Consider the following 15,331-nt stretch of genomic DNA (forward strand, 5'->3'; position numbering starts at 1 on the left):
TCACGCTACGAGCCCGGCCCCGCGAAAACTTATCCAAAACTGCTCTGTCCGCCGAAGAACGAGCAGAAGGAGGAAACGGTCGGACGGCCGAGGGGGCCGTCAGGCACTCGGCCGCATCCACGCCATCGTGAAACAGGTGGGGACGTCCAGGGCGACGGCCTGTTTGCGGTACTCCCTGGGGGAGCGGCCGACGACGTCGCGGAAGGTGCGGCTGAAGGTGCCCGGGCTGCCGAAGCCGACCTCGAAGCAGATGTCCGTGACGCTGCGGTCGGTCTCCCGGAGCAGGAACATGGCGCGCTCGACGCGGCGGCGCTGCAGATAGCGGTGCGGTGTCTCGCCGAACGTGGCGCGGAAGGTCCGGGCGAAGTGCGCCGGGGAGACATGGGCGATCCGGGCCAGGGCGGGCACGTCCAGCGGCTGGGCGTAGGCGCGGTCCATCGCGTCCCGGGCCCGCAGCATGCGGCGGTTCGTTTCTTCTGCGGCGCGGCTCACGGCGCCATCACACCATGGTTCGCCGCGTGAGGGCCCCTGGCTAGCCTGGTGAGGAGAGGGGGCCGCCGTTCGACGGCCCGAGCGGAAGGAGCCTTCATGGAGCGTCCACGCGACGAGGTCGCCGTCGCGCGTCCCGGCGACCGACGCCCCGGGCCCGCAACAGCGGGAATGGACCGGCAGGAGGCTTTCGCCACCGAGGGCATGTGGTCGGGATTCGTCCGCACCGAACCCGGGACGGCCTCCGGCTGGCATCACCACGGCGAGCACGAGTCGGTGATCTACGTCCTCACCGGGGCCCTGCGGCTGGAGTTCGGCCCGGACGGCTCCCGCACGGTCGACGCCGGGCCCGGCGACTTCGTCTACGTACCGAAGGGCGCCGTACACCGGGAGAGCAATCCGTCGACGGAGCCTGCCGACATCATCGTCACCAGGGCGGGCACGGGGCAGTCCACATTCAACGTGGACGGGCCCGCACAGGACTGAGGCGCCGCCACTGCCCACGGCGGTGTCGTCAGCGAAGGGCGGCCGGCTCCCCGCCCGGCAGATGGATCCAGCCCTCCTGCTCCGCTGCTGCGCGCTCCTGCGCGGTCTCCGGCCACCGGGTGTCCCCGACCAGAACGGCCCTCGCGACCAGGGCGCAGAGCAGGGCGTCGAGATGGTCGTGGCTGTCCGTGCACGTGGAGCGCACGGGCTCGGGCAGGGCCAGTCCCAGGCCCTCTTCGACCGCGTGAACGATGTGCTCGCGGACGGCGCGCGCTTCGGGCGTGGCGCTCTTGTAACTGCGGGCCGGGCGGATGCCCCACCGCCGTAGCGCGGCGGCCGGGTACACCTCGGCGACCTGGCCCGACCCGTCCCGGGGCACCGGGGTGCCGGTGGCCGCCAGCGCGTCCAGGAGGCGGGCCGCGCGCAGCGCCACGACGCCCAGCAGATCGGTGGAGACCGACAGCGGAGGGCGCATCGAGGTCGCCTTCCAGGTGAGGTCGTCGGTCAGCCGGAACCGCAGCGCGTCAAGGCCTGGCCGGCCGTCCGCGCGCTCCTCGAACCGGGCCGGCGGCGGCAGCCGTAGGCCCTGGTGGTGGGCGAGGACCGTGTCCACGAAGCTGGACGGCCAGCCGAGCGGGCAGTCCAGGCCGGTCTTGTCGGCGGCCCGGACCAGCGCCAGCAGGGCCTCGTCCCCTTCCGGCACGACGAACTCGGCCGTCAGGGCACCGTCGGCCGCCCACACCACACGGCACACGGCGGTACGCCGTGCACTCGCCGCCAGGTCGACCCCGACCGTCACCGTCCGCTGATGGCTCATGCCGGGATCCTCTCCCGGCATGCCGGGTCGGCTCACGGGCCTGTCCTGCCGAGTCAGCCCGCCGACACCGTCTCGGGCTCCCCGGTGCCCTCCGCGGACTTGGCGTCGGCCTGGGCCTGGGCGCCGGAGTCGGCGGTCGTCTTGATCGCCGCCTTCGTCAGCACGTCCGCCGTCGGCCAGCCGCCGGCCGGCGCCTGGGCGACGGCACGCCACCACGGCTCGGAGGGCACGGTCTCGGCGGTGGGCTCGAAGGGCTCTCCGGGGCGGGGCAGGGCGATGCGGGAGCCCGTGGCACGGGCGGCCGCGACGGTGCCCTCGCCGGGCTCGGCCCAGGGGTGCGTGGCCAGGTTGAAGGTGGCCCAGTGGATCGGCATCATCACGCCGTGCGGCTCGCCGCCCTGCAGGTCGAGGTGCGCGCGCATACCCTCCTCGGGCGTCATGTGGATGTCGGGCCAGAAGTCGGAGTAGGCGCCGATCTGGATCATCGTGGCGTCGAAGGGTCCGTGCTCGGCGCCGATGTCCTGGAAGCCCTCGAAGTAGCCGGTGTCGCCGCTGTGGAAGATCCGGTGCTCGTCCCCGGCGACGGACCAGGAGGCCCACAGGGTGTGCTGGGTGTTGCGCAGGCCGCGGCCGCAGAAGTGGCGGGCGGGGGTGGCGGTCAGGGTGAGGCCGCCGACCCTGGTCGCCTCGTGCCAGTCCAGTTCGCGCAGCCGGTCGGCGGAGACGCCCCAGTGCTCGAGGTGGGCGCCGACGCCGAGGGGGACGGCGAAAAGCGTGTCCGTGTCGGCCAGTGCCTTGATGGTGGGCAGGTCCAGGTGGTCGTAGTGGTCGTGCGAGATGACGACGACGTCGACCGGGCCGAGCGCGGCGATCGGCAGCGGTGCCGGGTGCAGGCGCTTGGGACCGACGAAGGAGAACGGGGAGCAGCGCTCTCCCCACACGGGGTCGAAGAGCACCCGCTGTCCGTCGATCTCGGCGAGCACGCTGGAGTGGCCCATCCAGGTCAGCCGCAGTCCGGTGGCGGGCGGCTTCGCGATGTCGGCGAGCGTCGTGGGGTGGACCGGGATGTTGCCCTTGGGAGCGCGCAGGGGGCGCTCGTCCTTGTCGAAGAAGACCTTCGCGAAGTCCAGCGTGGAGCCGGAGGGGCGGATCCGTGCGGTGCCTCCGGGATTCTGGAAGACCCCGTCCTTGAAGTGCGGTGATCTGCGGATGCGCGCGAGGCGCTCACCGCTCGGGTCCGCGCCGAAGGCCGCGGGCTGCAGCGCGCGGAGCCCGGAGCTCAGGGAACGGAAACCGGACACGGTACCTCCAGATGGAGTCGATGAGGCATTCCATTATGGTCGGCCCCTCCGACAACACCTGGGTCGTCCGGGTCGCTGCGGGCTCATTCCAAGGAAAGCCCAAGATTGCCTACCGCTTGGTGAACGGCGGACCGTCGGCGTCCATTCCCGTCGCCCTGCCGCAGCCGAGGAGATCAATCGGCCGTTGACAGGGTGTGCCCCCGGTTCCGATACTGACTCACGATTCAGTAACCGGGGCCTTCGGCACTCCGCCGCCCCCTGATCGTCATCCGCGAGGAGATCGCATGACCGCCCCCCTGATGTCGGTCACCTGGACCGACCACCTCACCGACCGCCAGGGCTTCCTGGTCGTCGACCGGCTGGTGCGCGGCGTCTCCAGCGGCGGACTGCGCATGCGCGCGGGCTGCACCCTGGACGAGGTGGCCGGGCTCGCGCGCGGGATGACCATGAAGGAGGCGCTGCACTACAACCCCGAGGGCCGCTACATCCCTCTGGGCGGCGCCAAGGGCGGCATCGACTGCGATCCTCAGGACCCGGGGGCGTACGCGCTGCTGGTGCGCTATCTGCGGGCCATGAAGCCGTACGTCGAAAGCTTCTGGACCACCGGGGAGGACCTCGGTCTCAGCCAGGACCTGGTGGACCGGGCGGCGGCCGAGGCGGGGCTCGTGTCGTCGATCCAGGCCGTGTATCCCCTGCTCGACGACGAGGCGGAGGCGCGGCGGCGGCTCGCGGACGCGTTCGCCATCGAGGTGGACGGCATCGGTCTTGACGAACTGGTCGGCGGGTGCGGGGTCGCCGAATCGGCGCTCGCGGCCCTCGACCGGGCCGGGGTGGCGTACGCCGGAACCCGGGTCGCCGTACAGGGTCTGGGCACGATGGGCGGGGCGACGGCGCGTTTCCTCGCGCGCGCCGGGCTCACCGTCGTCGCCGTCGCCGACATCAAGGGCACGATCGCCAACCCGGCGGGCCTCGACGTCGAGGCGCTGCTCACCGCGCGGGACGCGCACGGCACCGTGGACCGCGCCGCCCTGCGTCCCGGCGACCGTGAACTGCCCGGCGACGCCTGGCTGTCGGCCGAGGCGGAGGTGCTCGTGCCCGCGGCGGTCTCGTACGCGATCGACGCCGTCGGCCAGGAGCGCGTCACCGCCCGCTGGATCGTCGAGGCGGCCAATATGCCCGTACTGCCCGAGGCTGAGGAGCTGCTGGCCGCGCGCGGGGTGACCGTGCTGCCGGACGTGGTCGTCAACTCCGGGACCAATGCCTGGTGGTGGTGGACCCTGTTCGGCGACATCGGCGCGGACGCTCAGGAGGCGTTCGCCCACACCCGCCGCTCGATGCGCGCCCTGACCGAACAGATGCTGGCCCGCGCACAGGCCGACGGGACGACCCCGCGGGCGGCCGCGCACGCCATCGTCGCGGACCGGCTGCCGGTGATCGCGGAACGCTTCGGCTGGTACCGCTGACGACGGTCCGGGGCGAGCAGGTGTACGGCCGGCACTGCGCACCGTCGCGAACCCGCCACGTGCCGACCTCGCCCGGCGTCACCAGCGGCGACGGAATAGGGTGACCGCGTGGCGAGAGTGCGGTTGAGCGTGGCCGAGCGGCGTGAGGAGTTGCTGCGGGCCGCCATCGGGCAGATCGAGGCGCGGGGTGTGGCGGCGGTCAGGATCGCCGACGTGGCCTCGGCGCTCGGCGTGAGCAACGCGCTGGTGCTGTACCACTTCTCCACCAAGGAGAAGCTGGTCGCCGCCGCGTTCACCTTCGCCGCCGAGGACGACCTCGCGCATCTGCGCAAGCTTCTCGGCCGCCGTACGACGGCGTTGCGCCGACTGCGGTCGGCGGTGCGCTGGTACGCGCCGACGGGCCAGGCCAAGGGCTGGCGGCTGTGGATCGAGGGCTGGGCGGCGGCGCTGCGCGAGCCCGCTCTGCGGGAGGTCACGCGCGACCTCGACAAGCAGTGGAAGGCGGCGATCGCCGAGGTCGTCGCGGAGGGCGTGGCCGCGGGTGAGTTCCACTGCCCGGACCCGCACGGCGCCGCCCTGCGCCTGACCGCGCTGCTGGACGGGCTCGCCGTGCAACTCACCTCGTACGCCGGTGCGGTGTCGCGGGCGCGGGCGCAGGAGTGGGTGGACGAGGCGCTGGCCCGGGAACTGGGGCTGGAGCGGGCGGCGTTGACGGCGACGGAGCACTGAGCCCCCGCACTCGGCGGGGGCTCGGTGCCGCCGGGCCGCGTCTCCGCTCGCCGTAGCGATCCGCTCTCAAGCCATCGCGAGCGCCCCGCCCGGCACGGTTTCAGGGCGCCCCAAGGCAGCACTCACGCCACCGAAGCGATCCGCATCTTGATGTCGTCCGGCGACAGCGCACCCTTCGCCGTGATGTGGTCCCCGGACGACTCGCCGCGCAGTCGGCGGCCGATCCACGGCACCAGGTACTCGCGCGCCCAGTGCACGTCGTCCCGTCGCACCTCGAGGGTGCCGCGCGGCGGGAGCGGCGGCCAGGGCTGGTCGGGGTCGGCCGGAACCTCGAGGCCGAGGACCTGCCCGGCGCGCAGCGCCACGCGCGTGTGCCCCTCGGGTGAGAGGTGGAGGCGGTCGCCGTCCCACGCCCTGCGGTCCTGAACGGTCTTCAGGGACCACAGGTCGAGCACGGGACAGCCGTACCGGTCGGCGATGGCCCGTACATGCCCGTTATAGGTGGCGATCTTGCCGCGCAGATGCTTGAGCACGGGAACGCCACGGGTGTCGAAGCCGGTGGTCACCATGACCGTGCCGGCGGCTTCGGTGAGCCGGGCCACCGCCCGCTCGAAGCGCTCGGCGACCTCGTCGGGGTCGGTGCCGGGACGGATGATGTCGTTGCCGCCCGCACAGAAGGAGACCAGGTCCGGCGCCAGTTCGACGGCCTGCGGAACCTGGTCCTCCACGATCTGGTCGAGCAGTTTGCCGCGCACGGCGAGGTTCGCGTACCTGAAGTCGCCCTCGGGTCGCCGGTCCGCGAGAAGTACCGCGAACCGGTCGGCCCAGCCGACGAACGCCCCGTCGGGGCCGGGATCGCCGACGCCCTCGGTGAAGCTGTCCCCCACCGCAACGTACGACCCGATCACTGATCTGCTGTCACTCTTCGAATCGTCTGCCACATCGACCATGATTCACCTTCGAATGTGACCTACGCGACCGTAGGAAAGGGTTGACGCGCGGTGAGATAAGCCACTTCTAAAGTGTTCGCCAAGCCCGGAATAACCCTCCGAGCAGGGATGTTGACGCGTCAGCGATGCTGCGGGGCGGGGCGCCGGACCTTGAAGTCGGCGATCCGGAAATGGCTCCATGTGGCCCGGAAGGCGAAGTGCCCACGTGCGTACGGCTGCTGGTCGGTGCTGTGTGCACTCCAGGCGCAACACGGCAAACAGGCGCACAGCCGGACACACCGAAGGCCGGACCCGGGGATCGAGGTCCGGCCTTCGGCTGCGTGTCAGGCAGGTGGTTGTGAGGGGAGGTCAGCCGACGCCGACGCCCTTCGAGCGGAGGTAGGCGACCGGGTCCACGTCGGAGCCGTAGTCGGGCGTGGTGCGGATCTCGAAGTGCAGGTGCGGGCCGGTCACGTTGCCGGTCGCGCCGGAGAGGCCGAGCTGCTGGCCCTCGGCCACGGTCTGGCCGGCCGAGACGGAGATCTGGGACATGTGCCCGTACTGGGCGTAGTAGCCGTCGGCGAGCCGGACGACGACCTGGTTGCCGTAGGCGCCGCCCCAGCCCGCGGAGACGACCGTGCCCGCACCCACGGACTTGATGGAGGTGCCGGTCGGGACGACGAAGTCGACGCCGGTGTGGTACCCGCTGGACCACATGCTGCCGGCCACGTGATAGCCGGTGCCGATGGTGCCGCCGATCACCGGGAGGGTGAAGCCGGTGGGGGCGGACTCGGAGACCTTGGTGGCGGTCGCCCTGTCGGCGGACGAAGACGTCTTCGAGGCGGACGAGGACGAGGACTCGGTGGTGTCCGTCGCGGCCTTCCGGCCGATCGCCAGTTTCAGGCCCGGGTGGATCAGCGACGGGTTGTCGCCGACGGCCCGGCGGTTGTCCGAGTAGAGCCTGTGCCAGCCGCCGGCGACATGCTGCTCGTCGGCGATCTTCGAGAGGTAGTCGCCGGCCCGCACCGAATAGGTCCGCACGCCCGCATTGCCCGCGGCGCTCTTCTGCGCCGCCTTCTTCTCGGCGACCGGAAGGGACTGGACGGCCTTTTCCGAAACCGCCCGGGAAGCGGACTGAGTTGTGGCGGCATGGGCGCCGGTGGCCCCCATGAGCGGGAGAGCGAGTGCGGCGCCACCGGTTCCGGCGACGGCGATGGAGCGGGTGAAGCGCTGGGGCTTCGGACGGCGGTGCTTACCCTTCGCGGGCATGACGAATTCCTCTCCGGCGCCTGCGAGGTGAGCTGTCGGGTTCGGGCTGGAGATGCCCGGCCGCGCATGCGACGCGGCTTTACCCCTAGCCGTTCCGGAGACCGGAACAGGCGGTTGTACCTGTGGGTCCCCCGCTCCTGCCGTTCACGGGTGAGTTCTGCGGGCACCGGGCGGCGGCAGGATTGGGCGTCCGTCCGGATTGGTGGCGAACGTAAGCGACCAAGACGCAAAGCAACAAGTGCCGGTTCCCCGAGAATGCGTTTCTATTGATCCCTTGTACGAAAACCCGGTGACCCTGCGTGAATTCCCGGATGATCGTCTCCGCCAAACGCCCTTGTAAAGCACCTGAATTACGTGGACATGACGCGCCACGCACCGTCACGGATATGACGCTCCTCACGTGCCCCGACTCCAGAATCCTCTATTCGGGAGCGAGTTGGAATGAAGGGGGCCGAAGGAGCGCCAATCCGGACAGAAGTCTCAGATGCGCCGCAGACGGAAAACTGCCGCGTCGAGGTCACCACGCAATCCGGTACGCAGTCCGTGATGCATCAATACGGCACCGCTGCGGATTTCGCCTGTTTCGGGGCATTCATACGAGGCTGTCGGGTCGAGGCCCCGAAGTCGCAGCGCCGGTACGGGCTCGCCATGACTCTGCGCCTGGAGCCAGGCGAGGACGACCGCCTCGTCCCCGCGCACGTACTGCACCGCGCTCAGGCCGCCGCGCGGCGGCCGCAGCCGGTAGAGGTCCCCGTGCTGCACCAGCGGCCGGATCTCCTTGTAGAGCGCCACCCACTCGCCGGCCTCGACGAGCTCCTCCTCGGTCCACCGGGTGAGGTCCCCGCCGACCCCGAGCACGCCGGCCATGGAGCTCACGAACCGGAAGCGCAGCGAGCTTTCCCGGCCGTTGAGCTGGGTGTTCGGGCTGTCGGTGACCCAGGCGGCCATCACCCGCGCCGGATGGATCTGGCTGAAGCCGTGCTGGATGGCGAGCCGGTCCAGCGGGTCGGTGTTGTCCGAGGTCCACACCTGGTCCGTACGGCTCATGATCCCGAGGTCGATGCGGCCGCCGCCGCCCGAGCAGGACTCGAAGGCGACATTCGGGTGGGCCGCCCGCAGCCGGTCCAACAGGGCGTACAGGGCACGGACATGATCGACCCAGAGGCGCTGCGGGTAGGGCTCGCCGGGCCAGCCCGCGTCGGTGAAGCAGCGGTTGAAGTCCCACTTCACATAGTCGATCGGGGCGCTGGACAGGAGTGCGTCGAGCTGCTCCCAGAGGTATTCCTGGACGTCTTCCCGGGCCAGGTTCAGCACGAGCTGGTTGCGGAATTCCGTCCGCTTTCGTCCCGGCTGGAACTGCACCCAGTCGGGGTGGGCACGGTAGAGCTCGCTGTCCGGGTTGACCATTTCGGGCTCGACCCAGATGCCGAACTGCATGCCGAGGGCGTGCACATAGTCCGCGAGGGGCTTGAGTCCGTTCGGGAAGCGGTCCCGGTTGACCGTCCAGTCGCCGAGTCCGGCGCGGTCGCTGGTGCGCTTGCCGAACCATCCGTCGTCGACCACGAACAGCTCGACGCCGATCGCCGCGGCTCGCCGCGCAAGGGTGCCCTGCTGCTCCTCGGAGATGTCGAACTCCGTGGCCTCCCAGGAGTTGAACAGCACCGGCCGGTCCTGGTCGGCGTCGGGGATGACGTACGCACGCTGGTAGGCGTGCCAGGCGCGGCTCGCGCCGCCGAAACCGCCGTCGCTCCACAGCCCGGCGAAGACGGGAGTGGTGTACGACTCCCCCGGCTCCAGACGCAGCAGCCCCGAGTCGTCGTAACCGGGGCCGCCGGTGATCTGCACGCGCGCGTCCGGGAGCTGCGCCACCGCGATCCGCCAGGAACCCGACCAGCCCAGGGCGCAGCCGTAGACCTCGCCACGCTCCTCGGTGGCGTCGGTGTCGAGGGCGACCCAGGGCAGGTGCTGGTGTCCGGTGTGGCCGCGGCGGCTGCCGATGATCTTCTCACCGTAGGTGAGAGGAGAGGCGGTCAGCCGGGACTCGGCGGCCCAGCGGCCGTGCAGCTGGGCCAGCCGCCACTCCTCGCGCTCGGGCAGCGTCCAGGTCGCGGAGTCGGCGCGCAGCAGCTCCAGGGCGGGCCCCTCGTTGTCGAGGGTCACCCAGCGTTCCACGACGTCGTGCCGCATCCGGTAGTGCAGCGTGATCGCGAGCCCACCGTCCCGGAAGCCCAGCCGGAGGTGGTCGCCCTCCGCCTCATACGTCTCGAAGCGCCACTCGGTGCCGCGCCGCTCGTCGCCGCGCACGGACAGGGCGGGCCGCACAAAGCGGGGACCGCCCTCCACGGGGTATTCCTCGCGCCCGTCGAGCGGGGACTCGAAGGGCCAGTAGTCCGGCAGCGGGCGGACGGCGAGTGCCTCGGCGTCGGCGAGCGCGATCCGGGGGCCCCAGTGCAGGTGCAGCAGCTCGTCGTCCTCGGTGAGGTGGACGGCGTAACTGCTGGCCGGCCCCGAGAGGAGCCACGTACGGCCGTTGTCTGCGATTTCCAGCATCAAGCCCTCACACATCCGAACAGGTGCGACCAATCCGCAACATCATCAAGGCACGTGTGGCCTGGTCGCAACGCCTGTGGACAACTCATTGCCTCAGGAATGCATGTCGTATCGTCGGGAGGGTGCCCGACGACGAGCCGCGCCGGCCGGGCGGACTGGGAGGAAACCCCGTGACGCAGCAGATCCCGTCGACCGAGCCCGAGCTGGCCGGAGTCCGCAACTTCCGTGATGTGGGAGGACTTCCGACGGTGGACGGACGGCGGGTGCGCTACGGAGTGCTGTTCCGCAGCGGCCACCTCGCGCACGCGACCGAGGAGGACGCCGAGTTCCTGTCCTCCCTGGGGCTGCACACCATCTTCGACTTCCGCAACGCGGCGGACCAGAAGCTGGAGGGCCCGGACGTCGAACTGCCGGGCGTCCGCAATGTGAACCTGCCGCTGACGGACCCGGCGGACGGCTCCGGGTTCTGGAAGATGGTCCGGGACGGCGAGATCGAGCAGCTGCGTGAGCTCCTCGGCGACGGCAAGGCGGCGAACCGCATGATCGTCTCCTACCGCACGATCATCAAGGAGCGCACCGCCGAGCACGCGCGTGTGCTGCGCTCGCTCGCCGAGGACAGTGTGCCCGCCCTGATGCACTGCGCGGCGGGCAAGGACCGTGCGGGCCTGTCCATAGCCGTGACGCTGCTCGCGCTGGGCGTCGAGCGCGAGGCGATCGTCGCGGACTACCTGGAGTCGAACGCCAAGCACCGCCGTTACAAGGTGCACCGCAGCAGCAGCTCCGCCGCGGCCTACTCCCCCGAGGTGATGGAGCTGCTCAGCCCCCTGTTCGAGGCGCGCGGTGAGTATCTGGCGGCGGCCTTCGAGACGATCGAGGAGACGTGGGGCGACGTCGGCACCTATCTGGAGCAGGGCCTGGGGCTCACCCCCGGACTCCGCGAACTGCTGCGCGAGCGGCTGCTCGACTGATCGCGCGGGCTGTCCCGCTATTTCGCGCCGACCTGGAACAACAGGTAGATGAAGGCCGCGAAGAGGTGCCCCACCGCGATGTAGATGATCAGGCGCACCCACAGGGCGCGGGGGAACTTCTCCTCCATGTTGCTGTTGCTCATGGCATCTCTCCGGTGATCGGGCCCAGGCACAGCGTGGCCGTCGGGCTCTGCAGCAGGGTGTGGACGAACAGGAGCTCCACGCCGTCCGGATCCAGGGCGGCGATCCGGTGCGGGGTCAGCGAGTCGAAGTGCGCGCTGTCGCCGGGGGCGAGCCGGTGCGTGGTGTCCCCGAGGCGCAGCCGCAGCCGCCCCCTGAGGACGTACAGCCACTCCTCGCCGGGGTGCACGCGCACGATGTCGCCCTGCGAGCCGTGCGGTACATGGACGCGCAGGGCCTGCATGCCGCGGCCGGGCGCGCCGGCCTGGAAGTAGGTCCAGCCGCCGGCGGCGGTCGGTTCCATGTCGGCGGCGCGCACCACGGCGTCCCGGTCGGCGACCGTCTCGCCGAGCAGCTCGGACACCGTCGTACCGTAGATACGCGCGAGGGCGAGCAGCATCGGCAGCGACGGCTGACGCTGCCCGGTCTCCAGCCGGGAGAGATGGGCCGCCGACAGCCCGGCGGCACGCGCCGCGGCCTCCAGCGTGAGGGAGGCACGGCGGCGCAGCGCGCGCAGCTGGGGGGCGACGGCGGGCAGGACCTCGTCCGGCCCGGCCGAGAGCCCTGTCTCGGGAGAGGGCTCGGTCTCGGGAGAGCTCATGCTCTCCATTCAGCCCCGTACTTGCCTCTACGGCAATTTTCTTGCCTCAGAGGCAAAATTCGGGCCTCAGGCAAAAGCCGGCCGGCTGCGTCACTCGGTCGCCGTCATCGTCTGGTACGCCCTGTGCCGTACGTCCGGGTCGGGGTGCCGGCGCAGCCGCCGCAGCAGCGACCGCCACTCCTCCGGCCAGCCGAAACCGGCAGCCGTGCGGGACACCAGCTGCGCCGCGAGCAGACCGCGGACGGTGCCGCCGTCGCCGGCCAGTCGCTCCGCCGCCGCCAGCAGGGCCGCGACGCGCTCGGGCCGGGCCCGGTGCGCCCAGCCCGCCTCCAGTTGGGAGGACACCTGAAGGGCGACGGCCGTTCCGGCGCCTTCCAGCGCTCCGGCCAGGTCCAGCAGCCGCCCGAGCAGCCGGTCCGGTTCCTCGGTCCGGTCCACCAATCGGCGCAGCAGACCCGCGTGTTCGGCCGCCAGCAGCGGTTCCTGTGCCAGCAGTGCGGCGATCTCCTCCAGCGCCTCGGGCCGCGCGACGCCGTTGTAGGACGGTGACACCAGGGACCGCAGCCGTTGCAGCGCGGGCAGGTCCCGGTCCTCCAGCGCCTCGCCGCCGCCCTCGGGCGTGTGCATCGCGGCCAGCAGTCCGGTCACCGCGCCGTGGAGGGCGCTGCCCTCGGCGGCGCCGCCCACCGGATGCGGAAGGCCGGAGAGGGCCAGGTCACGCAGCACCCGCCCCGCGTGCTCCCAGTGTTCCCGGCTGCTCAGGTCGCTCACCGTGCCGGCGAGCCGCACGGCCAGTCCCGGGGCGTACCGGGCCCAGGGGGTCAGTCCGCGCAGGAAGCCGTAGGCGAAGAAGCCGTCGTACGAGGCGAGGCCGGGGCCGTAGACCGCTTCGACCACAGCGGCGTACCGGCCGCGGTGCCCGTCGGCCAGCTCCCAGGGGGCCACCTCGACGACGGCCTGGAGCACGCCCGGGGTGTCGTCCCGCGCGGCGGCGTCCAGCAGCTGCCAGGCCTCCGGCACGCCCAGCAGCGGCGGCAGGGCGCGGATCACTGCGGTCCGCACGTCGGGGTGCGCGCCCGGGGCGAAGCCTCGCGTGAGCAGCGCCACCGCCCGGCGCGGCGGCAGGAAGCGGGCCGCGAGACGCACCGCCTCCTTGCGGGAGGTCACCTTCGCGGGCCGCTCCCCCGTCAGCAACTCGCCCAGTGCGGTGGCCAGTTCGGAGGGGGCGGTGAAGCGGGCGACACGGCTCGCCGCGTACACCGCGACCCGGGCCCGGTCACCGCCGGCCTGCTCCAGGAGCACCGGCAGAGCCTCCTGGGGGCGGTCGGTCCAGGGCAGCGCGGCGAGTGCCGCCTCGGCGACGACCACCTCCTCGTCGTCCTTGTGCCGCATGGCCAGGGCCAGGCCCAGCTCCGGCACCGGGGCGGCGGCGCGGATCGCGGCGGCCCGGTCGTCCAGCGGCAGGGAGCGGTCCTCCGCCACCTTTTCGGCGAGCCGTGCCGCGGCCCGCTGCTGGCGGGGCAGCCAGCGGTCGGCGGCGCCCAGGTCCGGCAGCGGGCGGGCGGCCCCGGCGACCAGGAAGCGCCCGTACGGCGGGGTGTCGGCCAGCAGGGCGTCCAGCAGGTCCGTGCGGTCGCGGGACAGCACACGCCGTACCGGCGCGAGGACGACCGCCGACGGCTCCTGTCCGAGGATCCGGGCCACCCGTTCCCCGCGGGTGGCGGGCGGGGCCAGCCACAGAACCGCGGCCGCCTCGAAGGTCATGTCGTCGCCGCGCTCCAGCGCCAGGGCCAGCAGGTCCTGCAACGCGGGCATCCGCCGGGCCCGCGGGCCGAACGCGGTGGCCAGGCCGAGCAGCAGCCGGAAGTCGGACCTGCCCGCCGCGGCCTCCAGCCAGGGGCGCAACGCCCGGAACACCTCGTGCTCCTGGCCGCGCCGCAGGACACGGTGCAGCGGCCCGAAGTCCGGTACGCCAACCCGGCCCACCATCCGCTCCAGGGTGCTCAACGCCCAGGCGCGCAGTGCTGTTTCGCCGTCCGCGGCGTGCTCGACCAGGACGCGCCCGGCGAGGGTGCGCAGCGCCTTGAGGCTGTCGGCCGAGCAGTCCCGGGCCGCGAGGGCGTCGAGGGCGATCCGGTCGAGCCGGTCGGCGTCGCCGGGGGCGAACAGCCGCGGGTGCATCCCGGCGAGCGCCTCCAGCGCGGCCGCGCGCACTGGGTCCTGGTCGTTGCGCAGCCGGACCACCGCACCGAGCACCTCGGTGACCGCCTCCCGGCCGTCCCGGGCGGCGCAGGCGACCAACAGCGGCCACGCGGCGGCGCGCTCGTACGCCTCGGACCGCCGGATCGCGGCCAGCAGGGTGGCACGCGCCTCGTCGTACGGGCCGTGGGCGAGCGTGTCCAGGTCCTCCCAGTCGTCGACCCGGTCGCCGAACTCTGCGGCGGCCCTGCGCACTTCGGCCCAGCGACGCTCGCGCGGCAGCAGACCGAGCACGGACAGGGCCGGGTCCCAGTTCGTCCCGTCCGCGGTGGCGTCGAGGAAGGCCGTGCGTCTGCCCGGCGCCATGGCCTTCAGCAGTCCGGCGAAGTGGCCGTGGCGCTGCATCCAGTGGCGGCCCAGCAGCGGCAGGGACGGCGGCTCGGCCCGCACCAGCCTGCGCAGCACACCGGGCGGTGGTGCGGGCTCGTGGCGCGGTGCGTTCCGGTCGGGGGAGGTGATCCAGCGGACGACACGCTCGGCGTCGGCGTCGACCAGCGCGCCGAGCCCGCCGAAGAGACCCGGTGGCAGGCTGGGCGGCCCGTACCGTTCAAGGAGGGCAAGGACCCCCTCGGGCCGGCGCGGGGCGAGCGCCGCGACCGTCGTGGCGTTCAGGCGCCACCACTCCTCCCGGGCCCGGAGGTCGGCCCGGTCCGCCAGAGCCCGTTCGGCGTGTTCCAGCACCGGGCCGGGGTGGCGCCGGGCGAGCCGCGTCCAGCCGTCGACGGCGTGCGCGAGCCGGGGCAACTCCCGTGCGACGAACGGCGTGGAGCAGGCGGGCAGCAGACGCGCGGCCTCCGTCTCGCCCCATTCCTCGCCCAGCCGCACCACAAGCCGCTCGGCGAGCGCGCTGCGGCCGCCGGAGACCAGCAGACGGGCCAGCCGGCCCCGCAGTGCGGCCGGCGCGTTGTCGTACGCCGCCTCGATCGCCGCGTCCGGCACGGGCAGGGTCCGGGCCGCACGCAGGGCGTACCCGGCCACCACCGCGTCGGGATCGGCGAGCCGCCCGGCGAGGAAGCCGGCGTCCCGGCCGACGAGGGCAGCCAGCGCGGCCAGGCGCCGCCCGTAGGGGCCGCGGGTGTCGAGTTCGGCGAGGAGTGGAGCGAGTTCCCCCTGCTCCGCGAGCCGGCGGGCGGTCCTCGCGGTGCGGGCGAGACGGGCCGGGAAAGGCAGTCCTTCAAGTGCGGAGAGCAACTGCTCCGCGGTGTTCGGCATCCGGCGATTGTGCCCCAGCATGATCGCTCACGCGATCGAATATCCGAGCGGCCGGGACCCGCTGCACAGTCCCGGCCG

General features: G+C 72.3%; 13 protein-coding genes and 1 riboswitch. Of the genes, 4 read left to right on the top strand and 9 right to left on the bottom strand.

Annotated features, from left to right (window positions below):
- Positions 1 to 99: 99 nt before the first annotated feature.
- The gene (locus ACFY1U_RS13275) at positions 100 to 492 is read right to left on the bottom strand and encodes a helix-turn-helix domain-containing protein (RefSeq protein WP_030936151.1); all 393 of its coding nucleotides are present in this window, start codon (positions 490 to 492) and stop codon (positions 100 to 102) included.
- 96 nt (positions 493 to 588) lie between these two features.
- Here ACFY1U_RS13275 and ACFY1U_RS13280 point away from each other — a divergent pair, with 96 nt between their 5' ends.
- Positions 589 to 975: a cupin domain-containing protein gene (locus tag ACFY1U_RS13280; protein WP_390694230.1), complete on the top strand. Its 387-nt coding sequence runs from the start codon at positions 589 to 591 to the stop codon at positions 973 to 975.
- A gap of 28 nt (positions 976 to 1,003) precedes the next feature.
- Here the strand turns inward: ACFY1U_RS13280 and ACFY1U_RS13285 are convergent, their stop codons facing one another.
- Both ACFY1U_RS13285 and ACFY1U_RS13290 read right to left on the bottom strand, forming a co-directional pair.
- Entirely contained in the window at positions 1,004 to 1,792 is a 789-nt protein-coding gene (locus ACFY1U_RS13285; protein ID WP_390694231.1) for a DUF429 domain-containing protein, read from the bottom strand.
- Between the two features lie 53 nt (positions 1,793 to 1,845).
- Positions 1,846 to 3,093, bottom strand: coding sequence for an MBL fold metallo-hydrolase (locus ACFY1U_RS13290; protein WP_390694232.1), 1,248 nt, complete (start codon positions 3,091 to 3,093; stop codon positions 1,846 to 1,848).
- 284 nt (positions 3,094 to 3,377) lie between these two features.
- Here ACFY1U_RS13290 and ACFY1U_RS13295 point away from each other — a divergent pair, with 284 nt between their 5' ends.
- Together ACFY1U_RS13295 and ACFY1U_RS13300 are read left to right on the top strand one after the other, a co-directional pair.
- On the top strand, positions 3,378 to 4,556 hold the full coding sequence (locus ACFY1U_RS13295; RefSeq protein WP_390694233.1) for a Glu/Leu/Phe/Val dehydrogenase dimerization domain-containing protein: 1,179 nt from the start codon (positions 3,378 to 3,380) through the stop codon (positions 4,554 to 4,556).
- Positions 4,557 to 4,664: 108 nt separating this feature from the next.
- Positions 4,665 to 5,285 (top strand): TetR/AcrR family transcriptional regulator, encoded by a 621-nt coding sequence (locus ACFY1U_RS13300; RefSeq protein ID WP_390694234.1) that lies wholly within the window; start codon positions 4,665 to 4,667, stop codon positions 5,283 to 5,285.
- A gap of 122 nt (positions 5,286 to 5,407) precedes the next feature.
- Here the strand turns inward: ACFY1U_RS13300 and ACFY1U_RS13305 are convergent, their stop codons facing one another.
- From ACFY1U_RS13305 to ACFY1U_RS13315, 3 genes are all read right to left on the bottom strand, one after another.
- On the bottom strand, positions 5,408 to 6,193 hold the full coding sequence (locus ACFY1U_RS13305) for an SGNH/GDSL hydrolase family protein (protein ID WP_390694520.1): 786 nt from the start codon (positions 6,191 to 6,193) through the stop codon (positions 5,408 to 5,410).
- A 390-nt stretch (positions 6,194 to 6,583) separates the two neighbouring features.
- Positions 6,584 to 7,483, bottom strand: coding sequence for a peptidoglycan DD-metalloendopeptidase family protein (locus ACFY1U_RS13310; RefSeq protein WP_390694235.1), 900 nt, complete (start codon positions 7,481 to 7,483; stop codon positions 6,584 to 6,586).
- Positions 7,484 to 7,487: 4 nt separating this feature from the next.
- Positions 7,488 to 7,646, bottom strand: a riboswitch (cyclic di-AMP (ydaO/yuaA leader).
- A 317-nt stretch (positions 7,647 to 7,963) separates the two neighbouring features.
- Positions 7,964 to 10,033: an alpha-galactosidase gene (locus tag ACFY1U_RS13315; protein WP_390694236.1), complete on the bottom strand. Its 2,070-nt coding sequence runs from the start codon at positions 10,031 to 10,033 to the stop codon at positions 7,964 to 7,966.
- Between the two features lie 170 nt (positions 10,034 to 10,203).
- On the opposite strand from ACFY1U_RS13315, the gene ACFY1U_RS13320 reads away from it, so the two are divergent.
- On the top strand, positions 10,204 to 11,001 hold the full coding sequence (locus ACFY1U_RS13320) for a tyrosine-protein phosphatase (RefSeq protein ID WP_390694237.1): 798 nt from the start codon (positions 10,204 to 10,206) through the stop codon (positions 10,999 to 11,001).
- Between the two features lie 17 nt (positions 11,002 to 11,018).
- Here the strand turns inward: ACFY1U_RS13320 and ACFY1U_RS13325 are convergent, their stop codons facing one another.
- From ACFY1U_RS13325 to ACFY1U_RS13335, 3 genes are all read right to left on the bottom strand, one after another.
- Positions 11,019 to 11,144, bottom strand: coding sequence for a DUF6126 family protein (locus ACFY1U_RS13325; RefSeq protein ID WP_390694238.1), 126 nt, complete (start codon positions 11,142 to 11,144; stop codon positions 11,019 to 11,021).
- A complete protein-coding gene (locus tag ACFY1U_RS13330; RefSeq protein WP_390694239.1) occupies positions 11,141 to 11,782 on the bottom strand; it encodes a helix-turn-helix domain-containing protein in 642 nt (213 codons plus the stop codon). Before ACFY1U_RS13330 ends, ACFY1U_RS13325 begins: the two co-directional genes overlap by 4 nt.
- Before the next feature lie 90 nt (positions 11,783 to 11,872).
- Positions 11,873 to 15,253 carry a hypothetical protein gene (locus ACFY1U_RS13335; RefSeq protein ID WP_390694240.1) on the bottom strand — a complete coding sequence of 1,127 codons (3,381 nt, stop codon included), beginning with the start codon at positions 15,251 to 15,253 and terminating at the stop codon, positions 11,873 to 11,875.
- Positions 15,254 to 15,331: the final 78 nt, after the last annotated feature.

Source organism: Streptomyces sp. NPDC001351 (genome assembly GCF_042896045.1).
In the GTDB taxonomy this organism is placed as follows: domain Bacteria; phylum Actinomycetota; class Actinomycetes; order Streptomycetales; family Streptomycetaceae; genus Streptomyces.

Bases quoted from the DNA above. Each gene is read 5' to 3' on its own strand.
- ACFY1U_RS13285 (WP_390694231.1), bottom strand. From the start codon at position 1,792: ATGAGCCATCAGCGGACGGTGACGGTCGGGGTCGACCTGGCGGCGAGT.
- ACFY1U_RS13325 (WP_390694238.1), bottom strand. From the start codon at position 11,144: ATGAGCAACAGCAACATGGAGGAGAAGTTCCCCCGCGCCCTGTGGGTG.
- ACFY1U_RS13295 (WP_390694233.1), top strand. From the start codon at position 3,378: ATGACCGCCCCCCTGATGTCGGTCACCTGGACCGACCACCTCACCGAC.
- ACFY1U_RS13330 (WP_390694239.1), bottom strand. From the start codon at position 11,782: ATGAGCTCTCCCGAGACCGAGCCCTCTCCCGAGACAGGGCTCTCGGCC.
- ACFY1U_RS13335 (WP_390694240.1), bottom strand. From the start codon at position 15,253: ATGCCGAACACCGCGGAGCAGTTGCTCTCCGCACTTGAAGGACTGCCT.
- ACFY1U_RS13280 (WP_390694230.1), top strand. From the start codon at position 589: ATGGAGCGTCCACGCGACGAGGTCGCCGTCGCGCGTCCCGGCGACCGA.
- ACFY1U_RS13315 (WP_390694236.1), bottom strand. From the start codon at position 10,033: ATGCTGGAAATCGCAGACAACGGCCGTACGTGGCTCCTCTCGGGGCCG.
- ACFY1U_RS13310 (WP_390694235.1), bottom strand. From the start codon at position 7,483: ATGCCCGCGAAGGGTAAGCACCGCCGTCCGAAGCCCCAGCGCTTCACC.